The 1,906-nt window shown below is 67.3% G+C and carries 2 protein-coding genes; one reads left to right on the forward strand and one right to left on the reverse strand.

All coding sequences use genetic code 11. The features are described from left to right. On the forward strand, window positions 1–1,057 hold a 1,057-nt coding region (locus VFQ64_RS14470), incomplete at its 5' end, for a toprim domain-containing protein (RefSeq protein WP_325104054.1). A 320-nt stretch (window positions 1,058–1,377) separates the two neighbouring features. Here VFQ64_RS14470 and VFQ64_RS14475 read toward each other — a convergent pair. Continuing rightward, window positions 1,378–1,906, reverse strand: a 529-nt coding sequence (locus VFQ64_RS14475) for a sensor histidine kinase (RefSeq protein WP_325104055.1), incomplete at its 5' end; no start/stop codon positions are given.

A 1,906-nucleotide genomic window follows, 5' to 3' on the forward strand; every position in this document is an offset into this window, starting at 1 on the left:
GGCGATGGGCACCGGCATCGGCCGCGACGACTTCAACGCCGACAAGCTGCGCTACCACAAGATCGTCATCATGACCGACGCAGACGTCGACGGCGCGCACATCCGCACGCTGCTGCTGACCTTCTTCTACCGCCAGATGCCAGAGCTGATCGAGCGCGGTCACCTCTTCATCGCCCAACCGCCGCTGTACAAGGCGACCAAGGGCCGGTCGGAAGTGTATCTGAAGGACGATGCCGCGCTCGACGAATATCTCGTCGAGGCGGGCGTCTCGGCGATGGTGTTCGAGACGGTCGGCGGCTCGCGGTCGGGCAAGGACCTGCGGACGCTGGTCGATCATGCACGGCGAATGCGGTCGCTGATGCGCTACGTGCCGCGTCGTTACGATCCGGTGATCATTGAGGCCCTCGCCCTCGGCGGCGCGCTCGACCCGAGCTTCACCGCCGATCAGCGCGCCGATCGCGTTGCCGAGGTGACGCGGCGGCTCGATTACGGCGACGACGAGGCGGCGTGGACCGCGCGCCTGACCGAGGACGGCGGTATCCATTTTGAACGCCTGTGGCGCGGCGTCACCGATCATCACATCATCGAGGCGACCTTCCTCGGCTCGGCGGAGGCGCGCAAGCTCCACACCCTGTCCGCGGAACAGGCGGACAGCTTCAACCAGGCCGGCAAGCTGGTCCGCGCGAGCGGAACGCCCCAGCCGGCCGAAGACGAGGAGGAAGTCGGCGACGGCTCTACCGTTCCCGGCGGCGGCAACACCGCAACGCTGGCGCGCGGCGAGAGCCTGGTCGCCCGCCCGTCCCAGCTGCTCGACGCCATTCTGGCGGCGGGGCGCAAGGGCCTGGCGGTGCAGCGCTACAAGGGCCTGGGCGAAATGAACGCCGAGCAATTGTGGGAAACCACGCTCGATCCCTCGGTTCGTACGATGCTGCGGGTGACCACCGAGGACACGTCGGCGGCGGACATGATCTTCACCCAGCTGATGGGCGAAGTCGTCGAGCCACGCCGCGAGTTCATCCAGGACAACGCGCTGAACGTCGCCAACCTGGACGTGTAGGGCGCGGCCTCGCGCCTCGCATTCTTGCAATGTTGGAGCAGCGCTGATCAAGCCGATCGGCGGCTGTTTCCCATCGTCGGTTTTCGATCACTCTGCGGCAGCGGCGTGCGCCCTTCTAGTCTAACTACCCCGGCAAAGGCCGGGGCCCAGTTGGGCAGGCTCCGGTGACGACGAGCGGCGCTCCGTTATCTTCTATTCCCTACTGGGGCCCGGCCTTCCCCAGGGTGGCGTAGAGAGTGCACAATCAGGGTCGCCTCCCACGCAACTCCCCGCACGCACGCGTGTAGGTGCGACTTTCGTGACTTTTGCCCGGCGCCCGCTCAGGCGAGACTCGCCCGCAACGTCGCGCGGACGCCCGCCTCGCGGGGCTCGTAGTTTACCGCGGATTGCAGGCTCTGCGCCATCACCCGGATCAGCTTGGTGCCGAGCCCGGTGCCCTTGGGCGCGACCCCCTCGGGCATGCCGCAGCCATCGTCCTCCACCGCCAGCAGGAACGATCCCTCGCCGTCCTGCTTCAGCAGCACGCGGACATCGCCATTGCCGTCCGGGTATGCGTATTTGCAGGCGTTGGTGACCAGCTCGGTCACGATCACCCCGACCGACACCGCGCGGTCGGTCGGCAATCGTAGCGCATCGGCAGCGCAGAGCAGCGAGTGGCCGCCGCTCTCGCCCGATAGCGTCGTGGCGAGTTCGGCAACGAGGGCGCCAAGATATTCGCGCATGTCGACGCTTTCGACGTCGTTAGCCGAATAGAGCCGGCGATGGACCTGCGCGATCGCGCCGATCCGCCGCTGCGTATCCTCCAGCGCGGCGCGCGCATTGGCGTCGGTCAACGCGCTCGCCTGAAGC

The sequence above is a fragment of the Sphingomonas sp. genome (genome assembly GCF_035714405.1).
GTDB lineage: Bacteria > Pseudomonadota > Alphaproteobacteria > Sphingomonadales > Sphingomonadaceae > Sphingomonas.